Source organism: Streptomyces angustmyceticus (assembly GCF_019933235.1).
In the GTDB taxonomy this organism is placed as follows: Bacteria; Actinomycetota; Actinomycetes; order Streptomycetales; family Streptomycetaceae; genus Streptomyces; species Streptomyces angustmyceticus.
Map to the genome: position 1 here is coordinate 7,437,530 of NZ_CP082945.1, position 16,663 is coordinate 7,454,192.

The 16,663-nt window shown below is 75.2% G+C and carries 12 protein-coding genes; 7 read left to right on the forward strand and 5 right to left on the reverse strand.

What is annotated here, in order from left to right; translation table 11 throughout:
- Positions 1-127: 127 nt before the first annotated feature.
- Together K7396_RS33085 and K7396_RS33090 are read left to right on the forward strand one after the other, a co-directional pair.
- Complete coding sequence (locus K7396_RS33085; RefSeq protein ID WP_152104527.1) at positions 128-331, forward strand: MbtH family protein; 204 nt, start codon at positions 128-130, stop codon at positions 329-331.
- Positions 332-1,176: 845 nt separating this feature from the next.
- A complete protein-coding gene (locus tag K7396_RS33090; RefSeq protein WP_086717392.1) occupies positions 1,177-1,815 on the forward strand; it encodes a GNAT family N-acetyltransferase in 639 nt (212 codons plus the stop codon).
- Between the two features lie 20 nt (positions 1,816-1,835).
- Here K7396_RS33090 and K7396_RS33095 read toward each other — a convergent pair whose 3' ends face one another.
- Positions 1,836-2,591, reverse strand: coding sequence for a dienelactone hydrolase family protein (locus K7396_RS33095; protein WP_086717391.1), 756 nt, complete (start codon positions 2,589-2,591; stop codon positions 1,836-1,838).
- 175 nt (positions 2,592-2,766) lie between these two features.
- On the opposite strand from K7396_RS33095, the gene K7396_RS33100 reads away from it, so the two are divergent.
- Positions 2,767-3,249 carry a hypothetical protein gene (locus K7396_RS33100; RefSeq protein WP_167392743.1) on the forward strand — a complete coding sequence of 161 codons (483 nt, stop codon included), beginning with the start codon at positions 2,767-2,769 and terminating at the stop codon, positions 3,247-3,249.
- On the opposite strand, the gene K7396_RS33105 is transcribed toward K7396_RS33100, so the two are convergent.
- Together K7396_RS33105 and K7396_RS33110 are read right to left on the reverse strand one after the other, a co-directional pair.
- Entirely contained in the window at positions 3,198-3,776 is a 579-nt protein-coding gene (locus K7396_RS33105) for a hypothetical protein (protein WP_086717390.1), read from the reverse strand. The two genes, K7396_RS33100 and K7396_RS33105, sit on opposite strands and share 52 nt — an antisense overlap.
- Positions 3,777-3,892: 116 nt before the next feature.
- The gene (locus K7396_RS33110) at positions 3,893-4,684 is read right to left on the reverse strand and encodes an SDR family NAD(P)-dependent oxidoreductase (RefSeq protein ID WP_086717393.1); all 792 of its coding nucleotides are present in this window, start codon (positions 4,682-4,684) and stop codon (positions 3,893-3,895) included.
- Between the two features lie 201 nt (positions 4,685-4,885).
- Between K7396_RS33110 and K7396_RS33115 the strand changes: the two genes are divergently transcribed.
- From K7396_RS33115 to K7396_RS33130, 4 genes are all read left to right on the forward strand, one after another.
- On the forward strand, positions 4,886-5,455 hold the full coding sequence (locus K7396_RS33115) for a TetR/AcrR family transcriptional regulator (RefSeq protein WP_086717389.1): 570 nt from the start codon (positions 4,886-4,888) through the stop codon (positions 5,453-5,455).
- 359 nt (positions 5,456-5,814) lie between these two features.
- The gene (locus K7396_RS33120) at positions 5,815-8,478 is read left to right on the forward strand and encodes a LuxR family transcriptional regulator (RefSeq protein ID WP_152104483.1); all 2,664 of its coding nucleotides are present in this window, start codon (positions 5,815-5,817) and stop codon (positions 8,476-8,478) included.
- Between the two features lie 452 nt (positions 8,479-8,930).
- The gene (locus tag K7396_RS33125; protein WP_086719284.1) at positions 8,931-10,163 is read left to right on the forward strand and encodes an acyl-CoA dehydrogenase family protein; all 1,233 of its coding nucleotides are present in this window, start codon (positions 8,931-8,933) and stop codon (positions 10,161-10,163) included.
- Positions 10,160-11,317, forward strand: coding sequence for an acyl-CoA dehydrogenase family protein (locus tag K7396_RS33130; RefSeq protein WP_086719283.1), 1,158 nt, complete (start codon positions 10,160-10,162; stop codon positions 11,315-11,317). The genes K7396_RS33125 and K7396_RS33130 overlap by 4 nt, the downstream gene beginning before the upstream one ends.
- Before the next feature lie 107 nt (positions 11,318-11,424).
- On the opposite strand, the gene K7396_RS33135 is transcribed toward K7396_RS33130, so the two are convergent.
- On the reverse strand, positions 11,425-14,355 hold the full coding sequence (locus K7396_RS33135) for a helix-turn-helix transcriptional regulator (protein ID WP_143589148.1): 2,931 nt from the start codon (positions 14,353-14,355) through the stop codon (positions 11,425-11,427).
- Between the two features lie 117 nt (positions 14,356-14,472).
- Entirely contained in the window at positions 14,473-16,635 is a 2,163-nt protein-coding gene (locus K7396_RS33140) for a 3-hydroxyacyl-CoA dehydrogenase NAD-binding domain-containing protein (protein WP_152104482.1), read from the reverse strand.
- Between the last annotated feature and the right edge of the window lie 28 nt (positions 16,636-16,663).

Below are 16,663 nucleotides of genomic sequence, written 5' to 3' on the forward strand. Positions count from 1 at the left end.
CACCACCTGACCGCCCGGCCCGCCACCCGACCGCGCCCCGTGGCCCACCGCCACCCGACGCACCCGCCCGACCCGACCGACCGGACCCGCACGAACAGCAAGTCAACCCACGATGGGAGAGCGTGACATGGACGAGAACGCCCGCTACCAGGTGCTGCGCAACGACGAGGACCAGTACTCGCTGTGGCTGGCCGACCTGGAGGTCCCCGACGGCTGGCAGCCCGTGGGCAAGGAGGGCACCCAGGACGAGTGCTCCGCCTACGTCGACGAGGTCTGGACCGACATGCGCCCCCGCAGCCTGCGCGAGCGCATGGACCACGCCGCCTCCTGACCGCCCCGCCCCGCAGGGCCGCGGCCGACCGCCGCGCCCTGCCCCACCCGCACCACCACCGTGCGGGCCGCGACACGGCCACCGGCCGGCGCGGCCCGCACGGCCCGTTCACCGCCTGCCTCGTGCCGCCGCACCGCTCCCGGGCGTTGAGCCGCCGCACCGGCCGACCGCTCGCCGCGCACCGCGCCGCCCGCCGGATGTCCCGGCCGGCCGCCGGGCCCCCTCCGCGCCGCCCGGCCGCCCTGCGCTCCCTCCAAGACATCGCCCGGCCGCCGCGGAGTCCTCGCTGCTCACCGCCGCCGGAATCGTTTTCCCGGAGCCCGCTTCCCCTTTCCCGCCCGGCCACCGCCGGCGCCGCCTTGCGGCAGGCATCCCGTTGCCTACGGAAAATGGCAGGGTACGCCTTAATTACCTGGCATATCGGATTTGGCGCCAGGTAGTGACGATAGGGCGTTATTACGCTATACCAGTGACATGCGCCGCACAGGCCGGATGCCTGGGAGCGGAGTTCAAGACTTTTTACGGGGTGAGGGAACTGCGGATCGCGGGGGATTTTCTCAGTGGCCGGTCCGTGACCTGGGCCTGTTTCGCCCGGCCGGCGCGCCGGGCACCGTTCCGCTCCGTCACCGGACCGCGGCGGTCGACGGCATGACGGGATAACTGCCGCCGCAGGGCGCGGAGTTCACACGATTTCACGCACTTTCCCACATGCCCGGACACGGCCTGCGTCGCGCCCCACCTCATGACCGGCGCATTCCCCGGAAGCCGGCTCTTCCGTTCCGCGCGGGCATTGCCTTTCACCCCACCTGGATCACTTGCGTTTTCCCATGAGAAGGGACCTTGGAATGACCCCGACCCTGCGCACCGAACGACTGGTTCTTTCGCCCTACCGGCCCGAGGACGAGGAGGTCTTCGTGGCCCTGCTCGGCGACGAAGAGGTCTGCCGCTGGATGGGCCAGGACCGCGTACCCGAAGAAGAGGTCCGGGGCATTTTCCAGGCGATTCTCCACGAGATCTATGGAAAGAACCTGTTCGACGTGTGGGCCGTGTGGTCCGACGGCGTCTTCGTGGGCCACGCGGAGATCAAGAAAACCGGCAATGTCGACGGCTACGAGATGGTCGCCGCCCTGGTCAAGGAGAGCCGGGGGAGGGGCGTGGGCAACGAATTGATCCGCGGCCTGCTGCGCTACGCCGCCGACACCCTGCAACTCGACGAGGTCTACGGCATGGTGGGCGCCGAGAACGCCGCCAGCCTGGCCCTGGGCAGGAAGCTGGGATTCACCCACGTCCGCGATGTGGTCGGGGACGACGGCACGGTGACGAAGATGCTGGTCCTCCCCACCGGCAACAGCCGGTCCCCGGGCGCCGGCCCTTCTCCGGACCGCGGCCGTGCCCTGGGCGGTGTCCCCTCCCAGGGCAGCAGCCCCTCCCGGGGCGCCGATTCGTCCCCGGGAGCCGGCCCTACCGCCGTGTCGGTGGGCTGAGCGCGCCCCGTACGCACCCTCTAGAGGCACTGCCCGAAGAGGTCCAGTAGGTTGCGCCAGTGACGGGCGTCCGCCTCGGCGTGGTACGCGGCGGTGTCGGCCTGGGTGTAGCCGTGGTGGGCGCCTTCGTAGAGCTCGCTGCGGTAGCGCACGCCCGCGGCGTCCAGCGCCTGCTCCAGGTGCTCGATCTGCTCGGGCGTCATGGACTGGTCCTGGTCGGCGTGCCCGAAGTGCAGCCGCGCGGTGATCCGGCCGGCGAGCCGGTGCGGGCTGTCCTCGGCGTCGGTGGCCAGGCGCCCGGCGTGGAAGGCGGCCGCGGCGGCGATCCGGTCGGGGTGGGCCGCGGCGGTGCGGACCGCGAGGACGCCGCCCATGCAGTAGCCGGTGGTGCCCACGGGGCCGTCGGTGGCCAGCGGGGAGGCGGCCAGCCAGTCGAGGTAGGCCCCGGCGTCCCGCATCGCCGGCTGGGGCGTGAGGGTCTGCATGATCGGGAAGAGCCGCTCGAAGATCTCCGGCCGCTGGGACGGGTCGATGACGTCGGGCAGCTCCACCAGCGGGGCGCGGCCGGAGCGGTAGAAGACGTTGGGCACCAGCACCGTGTAGCCGTGCCCGGCCAGGCGCTTGGCCATCTCCTCCAGCGAGGGCCGCAGCCCGAAGGCGTCCATGTACAGCAGGACGCCGGGGTGCGGCGCGCCGTCGTCGGGATGGGCGAGGTACGCGTCGGCGACGCCGTCCGGAGTGGGGATGTCCAGGGAGCCACCGTGCACGCTCGTCATGTCCGCGCCTTTCGTCGGGTCCGGGGGCGGCGCAGGGCGGGCCGCCCGTCCGCCGGCCGGGCCGGCGTCGTTCCCACCGTAGTCAGCCGATCTGTCCGGAGCCCACCACCCGTGCCCCGCAAGTCTGTGCCCGCACGCACAAGTCCCGTGCGTTTCGCCTGTGTTGGAATCAGGCATGGCCACCACTCCTCCCGGCCCCGTGTCGGTTTCCCCCAACGATCCCGCGAACCGGCCGCGGGCCGAGGTCGAGCGGTTGTGCGACGAAGCGACGCGGCAGAAGGACCTCGCGCACCGCCGGGCCGAATTCTGGGTCAAGGCCGATATCGCGCTGGGCTTCCCCGCGGCGCTCCTGGCCGGCGTGTCCGGGGCCGCGGGGCTGGCGTCGGCGAACGCCCGGGTGCCCGCGGCGCTGGTGGCCCTGGTGGCCGCCGGGTTCGCGGCGGGGGCGGGCTTCCTCCGGAGCGGCAGCCGGCGCCTGGCCAACAAGCGCGCCCGGCAGGCATGGGCGTTCGTCGAGGCCAGGGCCCGGATGAAGCTGGCGAAGGAACGGGTGCTGCCCGAGGATCTCGGTGAGGTGCTGGAGAGCCGTCAAGCCGCGCTCGCCGCCTACGAAGGGGAGGAGTCCCCGCCCGGTCCGGCGTCGGCGCTCCCGGGCTGACGCCGGGCATCCCGTTCGGCCAGCTTCTTGAGGGTCAGCAGCTGCTTGCGCATCATGACGAGGTCGCCCCAGGCGAGAAGCCGGCGGCGCAGCCGGCGGGGGAGCGGCCCCCCGGCCTCGGTGACGACCTTCACCACCAGGCGGCAGCCCCCTTCGCGCGGGCTCAGGGTGTAGCTCACCGCCATCTGCCCGTGCCGCTCGGCGAGCCGCGCCGGGAGCACACCGGTGAGGTGGGTGCCGGTCTCGAAGCCCGCGATCTCGAACACCAGGAAGGGCTGTCCCGGGGCCGGTTCCGGCAGCTCCGGGACGAGCGTGCGCGGGCTTCGCTGTCCGCGGAAGTCGATCCAGTCGTAGCTGTACGGCGCGATCGTCAGCTGCCGCACCCAACGGAAGGCCAGGCCCGGCGGTGCCGCCACGTCCACGGCCCGGAACCACGCCTCGGCAGGCCCCGCCACCAACGCGTCGCAGGGGTAGGGTGCGGCCCGCTCCGGCCGGGTGGCGCCCCAGACTGTGCCGCTCAGGTCCATGCCGCGACCCTACGTGACCGCGCTCGCGGCCACCGCGCCCGTGGCCGGGCCCGGTGCGCTTCGCTCCGCGCCGTCCGAGCGAGGCGCACCGGCCACACGGATCGGGCCACGACGGGTCAGCGCTGGTGGCGCTGGGCCTGGGCGATCTGCCGGACGAGGGCGGCCGGCGCGGCCCGGCGCTGGACGGCGGCCGCCAGGGTGGGGAAGAGCCCGCCGATGGCGCTGCCCAGGCGCAGTTCGAGCGGGGCCACATTGACTTCGGCGCGGTCGCGTTCGATCGCCTTGAGGGTGCCGGCCACGACCTGTGCGGGGCTGACGGTGCGGATCCCGGCGGGTGGTGTGGCGCCCGAGTCGGCGAACATCCCCGCGTCGCGGACGAAGCCCGGCTGTACGAGGGACACCCCGACGCCCGTGCCGTGCAGGTCCTGCCGCAGGCCGTGCGTGAAGCCGCGCAGGCCGAACTTCGCGGCGCTGTAGAGCGAGGTGGAAGGGGAGGCCGTCCGGCCCGAGATGGAGCCGATCATGACCAGGTGGCCGCGCCCGGCGGCCACCATGCGCGGGGCCAGGAGCCGGGCGAGCATGAGCGGCGCGCGCAGGTTCACGTCCAGCGACCGGTTCAGCTCGCGGGGCGTGTAGTCGAGCAGCGGGCCGCTGGACGGCAGGGCCGCGTTGGCGACCAGGATGTCCACCGGCCCGGCGCGTTCGGCGAGATCCTCGACCGCCTCGGGATCGCTCAGGTCCGCGACCAAGGGCCGGGCGCCCAGCGACGTTTCGAGCTGCCCGAGCGCGTCGGCACGCCGGCCGGTGACCACCAGGTGGGCACCTCGGGCCGCGAGCGCCCTGGCCAGCGCATGGCCGATGCCACCGCTGGCGCCGGTCAGCAGAACGGTCGATCCCTTGATGGTCAGCACATCACCCTCCGTTGCTGTTCGTTCGAACGAACGGTATCGGAGGGCGGCCGAATCCGCGAGACCCGATCCGCGTCCGGTCGCATCCGATCGGCATCCGATCCGCATCCGGTCCGTGCCCGGCCCGCGACAAACCCGGCGGCTGTCCCGTATTCCGACCGTCCCGGATGATGTCCCGGCCTGCCATGGGACGATGACGTCATGCCGAACACCTCCCCGGCCCGCGCGCGCATCATCGCGGCCACGCTACGGATCATCGGCGACGACGGGATCGCCGCGGTCACCAACCGTCGTATCGCCAAGGAGGCCGGCGTCTCACTCGGCTCCGTCACCTACCACTTCGCGACCCAACACGACCTGCTGCGCGAGAGCCTGCGGTCCTTCGTCGACCAGGAGACCTGTCGTTTCACCGAGCTGGCCGCGCGCCACTGCGACGGCCCGACCACCCCGCAGGACGCCGCCGCCGTGATCGGCCAGGTCGCCGCCGACACCGCCTTCGACAGCGAGCACATCGCCCCCTTCGAGCTCTACCTCCAGGCCGGCCGCGACCCCCAGCTCCGCGCCGCCGCACAGGAGTGCTTCGCGGCCTACGACCGTCTGGCCGCCTCCCTCCTGGGCGCGATCGGCGCCCCCGACCCCGAACGCCTCGCCGGCCCCGCCGTCGCCCTCGTCGTCGGTCTCCAACTCCGCCGCCTCGCCACCGGCACCGGCACCGACGACCTCGTCGACGCACTGCTCCTCCTCGCGGGCGTCCCCTCACAGACGACCTGAGCGATAGGGCCGGGGCCCGCGCCACCACTCGCGACTCCGCTGCCATCCGGGGGGAGGCTCTCCGGGTGGCACAGAGCGCTTGCCTCCATGTCTCCCGGAGGCGCGCCGGGGAAGGCGCCCCTGACCCGTGCGGTCTCTCCGTCCCCCGGGCCCTCCGCCCCGAACCGCCACCAGTGCTTCCACGGATGCGCACCCCCGCCTGCGCCCGCTGAGCTGGACCTCTGTCAGGGAACCCGGGGTCTCCGGGGCCCGGTGGGTGACGCGAGGAAGCGGGACGGCCCGGTGGGGCGGTCCGGCGGCAGGGCGGCCCGCTCGTGCCGCCGTGCCCCGTCGCCCGCTCGACGTCTGGGAAGGACACCATGGCCACCGCCGTGCAGACCGCGCCGTACGCCTCGCCGCGCCCCGTGCCGGAAGCGCAAGGAACGGCCCTCGTCGGCCGGACACCACTGGTCGGGCGGGAGCGGGAACTCGCCGTCGCCCTGCACTGCTTGAGCCGGCAGGCCCGGGGCGGCGGGATCTGGATCACCGGGGAGCCCGGGGTCGGCAAGACCCGGCTGGCGCAGGAGGTCGTGGCGGCGTCGCAGGCGGCCCCACGCGGTGCCCGTCCGCTGCTCGCCGTGGATCCTGGGGAGCGGCCGGGCGCCGGCGATCTGCCGTACGAGCCGCGGGCGGGGGCGGGCGGGGCGGCGCGGATCGAGTGTCTGACGGCGGTCGAGGTCCCGGACGCGGCGGGGCCGTTGCTGCGGACGGATGCGCGTCGTCCCAGGACGCTGTGGATCGAGGACGCCCACCTGCTGGACGCGCAGGGGGTCGCGGTGGTGCTGCGGATCGCCCACCGCGGGACGCACAAGCTCCTGATCACCGCGAACGCCGACGAGGCCGCCCCCCGACTGCACACGCTCTGGAAGGACCAGTACCTGGCCCGCCTCGACCTCGCCCCGCTGGACGCCGTGTCCGCGCGCCGGCTGGCCGCCGCCCTGCTGGCGGGCCGGCTGACCCGGCCCGGCGCCGTCCGGCTCGCCGAGATGTCGGCCGGCAACCCGATGCTGCTGCGCGAACTGCTGCGCGCCGCCCTCTGCCAGGGGCTGCTGACACGGGACGGCGATCAGTGGCACCTCGGCGACGGGACACCCACCTCCAGTGCCCTGCGGGACCTGGTGGCCCCCGCTCTCGCGGCGCTGCCGGACGCCGAACGCGATGCGCTCCAGCTGATCGCCCTGGCCGAACCGGCGCGCCTGGCGGTGCTGGAGACCGTGGTCGGCGCGGCGACGCTGCTGCGCCTGGAGGACCGGGGACTGGTGCGGGGACGGGCGCACGGCGGGAGCCCCGGACCGCCGCCCGTCGGGGCGCTGAGCATCGCCCACCCCTATCTCGGACAGGTGCTGCGGCAGGACGTCGCGCCGCTGCGCAGCGGGGAGTGGCTACGGACCTGGGCCGCGGCGCTCGACGCCCGGGGCGGCCAACTGCCCGTCGAGCGGGTCAGGGTGACCCAGTGGCAGCTGGACGCCGGGCTGGTGCCGGATGAGCCGTCCCTCCTCGACGCCGCCGGGCACGCCCTGCGCGGACACGAACTGCCCGTCGCCGCCCGGCTGGCGAAGGCAGCCTGGCGCACCCACCGCACCGCGCTCGCCGCCGAACTCCTCGGCCGGGTCCTGCTGGCCGGCGCGGACCTCGACGAACTGATCGGCTTCGCCGCCGACGCCGGCGCCGACCGCCCGGACATCGCCGCCCGCCTCGATCCCCTCGCCGCCCGCGCCCTGGCCCTCCAGGGCCGGCACGCCGAGGCGGACCGGCTCATCGAGCGGCTGCACGGCGACGAACAGCAGGCCGCCCGGGCCGTGGCGGACTGCTTCCGCGGCGGTGCCGACCGCGAGCTCGCCGGCGCCGCCCCACCGGTCGCCCGGCCCGGCGCATCCCACCGCACCGAGTCCGCGCTGCTCGCCATGTCCGCCCTGTGCCGCCGGGGACGGCCGTTGGACGCGCTGGAGATCCACCGTCGACTCCAGCGGCAAGGGGCCGGTGAACGGGGCACGGGCGGCCTGTGCGACGCGGACTGGCTGGCGGAGGCGCACGCCGTCGCGCTGCTCCACGCGGGGCGGCTCGAAGCCGCCGAGACCCTGCTCACCCGCGCCTACCGGTCCGCCGCCGAGGGACACCGGGTCAGGGTGGACGCCCAGCGCGGGCTGGCGCTCGGCTGCGCCCTCTACGAACGCGGCCGGCTGCGCGAAGCGCTCCCGTACGTCACCTTCACCCCGGCCTACCGCGTCGGCTGGCCACCGTGGCAGACCAAGGCCCGTGTCTACGCCGCACTGATAGCCGGCTGCCTGCCGCCGCACGGACTCCCGGCCGACGACGACACCCTGCACGGCCTGTCCGCCGGACGCCATGCCACCGCACTCGCACTGGCCCGGGCGCGCCTCGCCCACCGGGACGGCGATCAGGACGCCGCAGCCCGCCTCCTGGGCGCCGCCACGGACGCCGCCCTCGACGACGAGGCGTACGGCGACGCCGTGACAGCGCTGCACGAGCACGCCCGGCTCGGCCTGCCGCCCCACCCGGGCGCCCTCGTCGGCCTGCCCGTCCAGGGGCCGTTCCTGCGCGCCCGACTGCACTACGCCCGTGCCCTGGCGACCGGCGATGCCAAGCTGCTGGGCCGCACGTGCCACGCCCTGGCCGACTGCGGGGCGAGCCTGTACGCCGCCGAGGGCTATGCGGAACTCGCCCGGCTGCAGCGGGACGCCGGCCGGGAGCGCGCCGCCACCGCCGCGACCGCGCAGGCCCGCACCCTGCTCCGGCGCTGCGGCGACGTGGCCACCCCGCCGCTGTACTTCCTGGGTGACGGACCATCACTCTCCGTGCGGGAGCGTACCGTTGCCGCGCTCGCCGCCCGCGGCATGGCCGACAAGGAGATCGCCGCACGACTGGTCGTCTCCCCGCGCACCGTCAGCAACACGCTCTACCGCGTCTACCGCAAACTCGGCGTCGGTGACCGGCGCGACCTGCGCCGGATGCTGTCCGCCTGACAGCTGACCGACCGGGCCCGCCGTCCCCCTCCGGCGAAGGAGTAACGATCACCCACCCGGTGCCGTCCGGCCGGTGGTCCACTGGAGAGCAGCGGCAGGGACGTGGGGACGTCCCGCCGGCCGCGGGCTCCGGGCGCCTTTTCCCTGGGTGGCCCGAGCCGTTCCTTCCCCGCCCCCGTGAGCGAAGAGCGGAAGCCCACGGGGGCGGAGGAAGGGCCCGTCGAACCTCAAGCCCGCGGCCGGGAGTTCCGCCGCGCGCACCCACCGGGCGGACCGGCTTCCGGGACACCGGAGAACCGTGACACCGCAGGACCGGGACGGACACCATCCCCCGGCCCGCCCCCACAACACCCCTGCGCCACGGCCCGGCACCCCGGTCCGGCCGGACCGCGCCACACCCCGCGTCCTCCCACGAGCCGCGGGCCACACCCGAATCCCGAGAGGTAATCCGCATGGCACCAGCACAACCAGGGCGCGGCAGGCACGCCGCCGGCCCCTGGACGGCCGACCGAATCCGGACCGCGGTCCGGGACCGACTCGCCGACCACGACCCGCAGGCCACCGCCCCGGCGGCCTTCCTGGGCGCCCTCTTCGACGCGGGTCTCGCCTGGGTCCACTTCCCGCCGGGCTACGGAGGGCTGGGCGCCCCGCGCGCCCTCCAGGCCGTCGTGGACGGGGAACTGGCGGCCGCCGGCATCCCCCCGGCCGCACCCGGCCTGCACACCATTGCCCTCGGCATGGCCGCGCCCGTGCTGCTGGCCTTCGGCGACGAGGCGCAGAAACGGCGGTTCCTGCGGCCGCTGTTCACCCGGCAGGAGGTGTGGTGCCAGCTGTTCAGCGAGCCCGGCGCCGGCTCCGACCTGGCGGCGCTCGCCACCCGGGCCGTCCGGGACGAGGCGTCGGGGGACTGGATCGTCAACGGGCAGAAGGTGTGGACCTCCGTCGCGCACGAGGCCCACTGGGGGCTCCTCGTCGCCCGGACCGACCCCGCTCTGCCCAAGCACCAGGGCCTGACGTACTTCCTCGTCGACATGACCGCCCCCGGCGTCGAGGTGCGCCCCCTGCGCCAGGCCACCGGTGAGGCCGAGTTCAACGAGGTGTTCCTGACCGACGTACGGATCCCCGACAGCCGGCGGGTCGGGGCGGTGGGGGACGGCTGGAAGGTCGCCAACGGCACCCTGATGAACGAACGGGTCGCCATCGGTGCCGGCGCGCTGCCCCGCGAGGGCGGCATGGTCGGGGCGCTGGCCCGCACCTGGCGCGAGCGGCCCGAACTGCGCACCCCCGGGCTGCACGCGGACGTGCTGCGGTCCTGGGTGGAGGCGGAGGCGCTGCGGCTGACCGCGGAGCGGCTGCGCCAGCAGCTCGCCGCCGGCCAGCCCGGCCCCGAGGGCTCGGCCGCCAAGATCGCCTTCGCGCGCCTCAACCAGCGGCTGTCCGGGCTGGCCCTGGAACTCCTCGGCGAGGAGGGCCTGTCGTACGACGACTGGACCTTCCGGCGCCCCGACCCGGACGAGGACCTGTCCGGGCGCTCCTTCGGCTTCCTCTACCTGCGGGCCAAGGGCAACTCGATCGAGGGCGGCACGACGGAGATCCTGCGCAATGTCATCGCCGAACGGGTGCTGGGCCTGCCGCAGGAGAGCCGGACCGACAAGACGACCCCGTGGAAGGACCTCCCCAGGTGACCACCTCACCCCGTACCGCAGCCGGCCCCGGCTCCGCCGACACCGGCCTTCTCTACAGCGACGTCGAGGACGACCTCCGCAAGGAGCTGCGGACCCTGCTGACCGACCGCTGCCCCGCCGCGGACCTCCCGGCACGGGTGGAGGCCGAGCAGCCGCACGACACCGGCCTGTGGACCGCCCTCGCCGCGGAACTCGGCGTGACCGGGCTGCCCGTACCGATGGAGCGCGGTGGCGCGGGCGCCGGCTGGCGGGAGACCGCCGTGGTCCTGGAGGAGCTGGGCCGGGCCGCCGCCCCCGTGCCCTACCTGGCCAGCAGCGTCCTGGCGACCGCGGCGCTGCTCGCCGCGGGAGACGGCCGGCTGCTGCCCGAAGTCGCCTCCGGGGACCGGATCGCGGCGCTCGCGGTGCCGTTCTCCAGCCCGCCGGACCTGCCCTTCCCGGACACGGTGCGGTACGCCGACGGCGGGCTCAGCGGCACCGTCACCAGCGTCGCCGGAGCCCGGTCGGCGGATGTGCTGCTGGTCCCGGCGTCCGGCGGCGACGGCCCCGGGCTGTACGCCGTCGACACGGCCGCCGTGGGGCACACCGTGCGCCGCACCGCGCGCTGCTCGCTGGACCTGACCCGGCCGCTGGCCGACGTCGCCCTGCACGCGGCGCCCGCCACCGCCTTGGCCACCGGCGACGAGGCCGGTCGCCTGCTGCGCCGCGCGCTGACCACCGGGGCCGCCCTGCTGGCCTCCGAACAGCTCGGCGTCGCCCAGTGGTGCCTGTCCACGACGGTCGCCTATGTGCGGGAGCGGCACCAGTTCGCCCGGCCCGTCGGCTCGTTCCAGGCGGTCAAGCACCGGCTGGCCGATCTGTGGACGCTGGTGATGCAGGCCCGCGCGGTGGCCCGGCACGCCGTCGCGGCCCTCGATTCCGGGACCGCGGACCCGGCGCCGGAGGCCGCCCTGGCGAAGGCGTTCGTCTCCGAGGTCGTCGTCGAAGCCGCCGAGACGGCGCTGCAGTTGCACGGGGGGATCGGCTTCACCTGGGAGCACCCGGTGCACGTGTATCTGAAGCGGGCCAAGAGCAGCGCCCTGGCGCTCGGCACCGCCGACCGGCACCGCGCCGCGCTGGCCCACCTGGTGGACCTGCCGGCGGCCGGCGCCTGAGACCGGCCACGACGACGGACGCCCCGTCGCGTGCCCGTGCCGCGCCAGTGCGGTACGGGCACGGCCCGTTCGCGCCCGCGCACGGCCCGCAGGCGGCGGACGGGCCGTCAGCCGAACAGGTCCGGGTCCTCGTGGAAGAGCCGCACCAGCTCCCTGCGGGACGTGATGCCCAGCCGGGGAAAGATCTTGTACAGGTGGTACTCGACGGTCCGGGAGCTGAGGAAGAGCCGCGCGGCGATCTCCTTGTTGGTGCTCCCCTCCGCCGCGAGCCGCGCGATCCGCACCTCCTGCGGGGTGAACCGCCCTTCGCCGCTCCGCGCACCCGCCCCGTCGGCCTGCGGGCTCTCGCCGGCGGCCCGCAGCTCCTGCCGCGCCCGCTCGGCCCACGGCCCGGCCCCCACCCGGGCGAACGTCGCGGCGGCCGAGCGCAGATGCCCACGGGCCTCCCGCCGCCTGCGGGCGCGCCGCAGGGACTCGCCGAAGTACAGCTCGGTGCGCGCCTTCTCCACCGGCACGCTGCCGCTGTGCAGCTCCAGCGCCTCGGCGAAGAGCCCGGCCGCCGTGGCGTCGTCGGACGCCAGCAGGGCTCGCGACCGGGCCAGCAGCGCCCTGGCCTCGCCGTGCGTCGCCCGGCCCTGCCATCGCTCGAACGACTCCAACGCCTCCTCGGCGGCCTGCCGCTCCCCGGCCCTGACGGCGGCCTCGATCCGGTCCGGGAGGGAGAAGAACGCCACGAGCGGATGCCCGGAGCCGGGCTCGGGCACCGCCACCAGGTCCAGCAGCCGCAGCGCCTCGCCGTACGAGCCGTGCATCAGCGCCACACAGGCCAGCGCGTGCCGGGCGGTCGCGGCGGCGATGCCGATCCGGCGCGCGAGGGCCGTGGCGAGGGCGGCCTCGGCCGCCTCCCGGCAGCGGCGTTCGTCCCCGCGCAGCGCGCACATGAAGGCCCGCCGCGCCAGGTGGATGGCGGCCAGGTTCTCCTGCCCGGACTCCCGGGCCAGCCGCAGCCCCTCGTCGTTGAGGGCCTCCGCACCGGTCATGCGTCCGCTGAACATCTCCAGCTGGGCCGTGAACTCCAGATTGCTGGAGAGCACCCCCGCGTGGCCCGACGCCCGGGCCTCGTCGGCGACCCGGGCGAGCAGCTCCAGCGCCGCGGCCGCCTCCCCGAGGTAGAACGTGCCCACGCCGGCCCAGGCGACCAGCAGCGGATCACCCGCGGTGTGCGCCGCCGCGACCCCGGCGGTGATGAGCCGCGTGCCCCGGTCCGTGTCCGCCGCCACGACGTGCCCGATGCCGGTGAGCAGCAGCCGGGTGCACTCGACGACGGGGGAGCGGCCCGGCAACCGGCCCGCGGCCCGGCCGAGTTCGCCGTACCGGGCGAGATCCCCGATGTGGGAGGCGGCCTCCGCGGCCTGTATCAGGGTCCGGGCCGCGTCGTCGGGCGCGTCGGCCGCCAGCAGCCCGGCCGCCCTGACCAGGGTCGGGCAGGCGTCGGTGAGGACCCCGCCGCGCAGTTCGACGGCGCCGCGCAGCCGCAGCAGCCGGCCCGTCGTCCCCGGCCGGTCCGTGAGGGGCAGCGCCTCGCGGACCAGCTCCTCGGTGCGTGCGGCCTGCCCCGCCTGCCAGGCGGCGCGGGCGGCGTCGTGGAGCCGCTCGGCGCGCCGGTCCGCGTCCGCGGTGAGCTGCGCGGCGCGGTCCAGCAGCGCGGCGCAGCCGGCGTACTCCCCGCGCCGGTGCGCGAGTTCGCCGGCCTCCTGGAGTTCGGCCGCCACCGCCTCGTCCGGGCCGAGCGCGGCCGCCGCGAGCTGCCGGGCCCGGCGGCCGTCCCCGGCCCGGGGGCGCAGCACCTCGGCCAGTGCCCGGTGCACCAGCCGCCGCCGGGCCGGATGCGTCGCGCCGTAGACGGCGGTACGCAGCGCCGGGCTGCGGAACGCGATCCGCCCTCCGGTGACGCTCACCAGGCCGGACGCCTCCGCGGCGTCCACGCTCGACGGCTCCGCCCCGAGGCGCCCGAGCGCGGCGGCCACCGCCGGCAGATCGCCGCTCTCCTCCGCGGCCGTCACCAGCAACGCCAGCCGGACCGCGGCGGGCAGCGCGCGCACCGGCCCGAGGAACGCCCTGAGGACCCCGGACTCCAGGGGGAGGGGACGGGGCAGGGCTTCCCTGCCCGTGAGGTGACGCGACGTCAGATTCGTGCCGAGTTCACTCAGCAGCAGCGGGCTCCCGCCGGTCGCGGCCGTCACCTCGCGCACGACCGCCGCGTCCGCCCGCACCCCCGACCGCCGCGACAGCAGCGCGCCGGCGGCCTCCGCGTCCAGGCCCGGCAGCGCGAGACGGGGCAGTACGGGGTCGGCGAGCCGGGGCGGCCCCGGATCCCGCCGCGCCAGCAGCAGGCCCACGCCGTGGGGCCCCAGCCGCCGGGCCACGAACAACAGGGCGTCCACGCTGGGCCGGTCCAGCCACTGGGCGTCGTCGATCAGGCAGACCAGTCCGCGGCCCGCCGTCGCGGCCCCGGTCAGCAGCGACAGGGCCGCCGCCGACACCAGGAAGCGGTCCAACCGGTCCGCGTGCGGCGCCGCGGTCAGCCGCAGTGCCCCCGAGAGCGCCTCGGCCTGGGCCGGCGGCAGGCCCGCGACACCCGGCAGCAGGGGGCGCAGCACCTGGTGCAGCCCCGCATACGCGAGGGGGAACTCGGCCTCGGCGCCGTGTGCCGTGACCACGGTCGCCCCCAGGGCCCGCGCGCGCCGCCCGGCCTGCTCCAACAGGGCGCTCCGGCCGCAACCGGGTTCGCCGTGCAGCAGGAGCAGGCCGCCGCGGGAGGCCGTGACACCACCGAGAACGCGGTCGATCTCGGCCAGTTCGTCGTCACGGCCGAACAGTTCGGTGTCCCTGTCGATGATCCTTGCCTCCGTACCGGGAGCCGCCGCCGGCGGGTGGGGCCGGTCCCGGGCCTGTCGCCAACGTCCCGTCGTCCGCCCGGGCAGGAGGGACGGTGCGGACCGGCCCTGCGGGCCCGGGCCCCGGCGGCGAGGTTTCATCGTAGAGCGGGGCCGGCCTGCGGGAGCGGGGGAGCGGGTCCGGACGGCCGCGGTGCGGGGCGCGGCCCGCACCCCCCCCGGCGCCCGGCCCCCGGTGAACCGCCCGCCGCCGGCGGACTACTCGTACACCTCCCCCCGCTCGGCGCGCGCCACCAGCGAGGCCGGTGGCGTGAACCGCTCCCCGTAGCGCGCGGCCAGTTCGTGCGCGCGGGCGACGAACCCGGCGGGCCCGCCCTCGTACTGGTTCACGTACTGCAGCACGCCGCCCGTCCACGCGGGGAACCCGATCCCGAGGATCGAGCCCACATTGGCGTCCGGCACCGACCGCAGCACCCCCTCGTCCAGGCACCTGACGGACTCCAGTGCCTCGGCGAACAGCATCCGTTCCTGCATGTCGGCGAAGGGAACCGGCGGGTCGTCCGCCGGGAAGGCGTCGGCCAGCCCCGGCCACAGCCGCACCCGCTCGCCGTCGGCGTAGTCGTGGAAACCGGCACCCTCCAAGCGGCCGGGGCGCCCCCACTCCACCATCCGGTCGATGACGTCATAGGCCGCCTGATGGGGCAGTGTGCGCCCCTCCGCCGCGTAGGCGGCCTGGGTCTCCCTGCGGACGTGCTGGGCCAGCTTCATGTTCAGCTCGTCGAACAGGGCCAGCGGCGCGGTCGGATAGCCGGCCTGCATCCCGGCCTGCTCCACGGACGCCGGGGCGGCGCCCTCGGCGATCAGGCTCAGCGCCTCGTTGAGGAAGGTGCTGATCACCCGGCTGGTGAAGAAGCCGCGGCTGTCGCCCACCACGATCGGTGTCTTGCCGATCTGCCGGGCGAGGTCGAAGGCCCTGGCCAGCGTCGCGTCCGAGGTCTTCTCGCCGACGATGATCTCCAGCAGCGCCATCTTGTCGACCGGGGAGAAGAAGTGCAGGCCGACGAAGTCCTCCGGCCGGCGCACCCCCTCGGCGAGACCGGTGATGGGCAGGGTGGACGTGTTCGAGGCGAGCACCGCGTCCGGTGCCAGATACGGCTCGATCTCGGCGAACACCTGCTTCTTGAGCCCGGCGTCCTCGAAGACCGCCTCGATCACCAGGTCCGCCCCGGCCGCGTCCTCGGCCCGGTCCGTGGGCGTGATCCGGTCCAGCACCGCCGCACGGCCGTCCTCGGTCAACTGCCCGCGGGAGACCGCACGGTCCAGGATCTTCCGCGAGTACGCCTTGCCCCGCTCGGCGGCCGCCCCGTCGATGTCCTTCAGGACGACGTCGATACCGGCCGCGGCGCACACATACGCGATGCCCGCGCCCATCATGCCGGCGCCCAGTACCACCGCCCTGCGCACCCGGTGCGCGGGGAAGCCCTCGGGGCGGCTGCCGCCGTTCGCGATGTGCTCCGTGTCGAAATGGAACGCCTTGATCATGTTCGAGGAGATCTGCCCGCAGGCCAGCTCGGCGAGGTAGCGCGTCTCGATGGCCAGCGCGGTGTCGATGTCGACCTGGGTGCCCTCGACCGCCGCGGCCAGGATGTGGTGCGGGGCGTCCATCTTGGTTCCCCGGCCCCGGTTGCGGACGGTCGCGGAGAACGGCACCACGACCGAGTGGTTGAAGGTCCGGGAGGTCGCGGCACCACCGGGGATGCGGTAGCCCTCGACGTCCCACGGCTGCGCCGCCCCGGGCGTCCGGGCGATCCACTCCCGGGCCCGCAGGAACATGTCCCCGGCGGACTCGGCCACCTCGTCGACCAGGCCCTTCGCCAGCGCCTGCGGCGGGGTGAACAGCCGGCCCGTCAGTACGACGGAGGACAGCGCCTCGTGCAGGCCCAGCATGCGCACCGTACGGGTCAGCCCGCCGGCGCCCGGGAGCAGCCCCAGGGTCACCTCGGGCAGCCCGATCCGGCTGCCCGCCGCGTCCAGCGCGATCCGGTGGTGGCAGGCCAGCGCGACCTCCAGGCCGCCGCCGATCGCCGCGCCGTTCACCGCCGCGACCACCGGCCGGCCCAGCGTCTCCAGCCGGCGCAGCAGGCCCTTGAGGTGGTCCGAGGCGCGCGCCAGCTCCGCCGCCCGGTCGGGCGCGGTCCGGCGGAGCACGGTGAGGTCGGCGCCGGCGAAGAAGCTCCGCTTGGCGGACGTGAGGATCACGCCGGTCACAGTCTCCCGCTCGGCCTCCAGGCGTGCCACGGCGGCGTCGAGCGAGGCGGCGAAGACGGCGTTCAGCACGTTCACGGAGCCGGTGGGGTCGTCCATGGTCAGGACGACGATGCCGTCCTCGTCCTGCTCCCAGCGGATCATGGTGTCGGTCATGCGAGGGGTCCTGTTCGGTAGCGGTAGC